Annotated in this window: 1 protein-coding gene; it reads right to left on the minus strand. The window is 69.8% G+C overall.

What is annotated here, in order from left to right; translation table 11 throughout:
* Nucleotides 1-255: DUF6531 domain-containing protein (locus tag RM844_RS33830; RefSeq protein ID WP_311671169.1), on the minus strand; the 255-nt coding region annotated here is incomplete at both ends.

Genomic DNA, 255 nt, shown 5'->3' on the forward strand with positions numbered 1-255 from the left:
CTTCGACGGGGAGGACCGGCTCGTCGGGGAGGGGGCGGGGGTAGAGGAGGGTCATGCCGTCGGCGGTGAGGAACTGGGCGCCGTGTTCGTCCAGGATGAGGCGTTGGTCGAGGGTGGAGGCCCAGGAGGTGCCGAACCAGCGTCCGGCGCGGTAGCTGGAGATGTGGTGGCGTTCGATGACCAGGGGGAGGATGCCGGGGAGTTCGACGTCGGTGGCGGACATCAGCAGTTCGCCGGTGGCGACGTCGACGGGGT

It is taken from the genome of Streptomyces chisholmiae (assembly GCF_031845445.1).
Classification (GTDB): Bacteria; Actinomycetota; Actinomycetes; order Streptomycetales; family Streptomycetaceae; genus Streptomyces; species Streptomyces chisholmiae.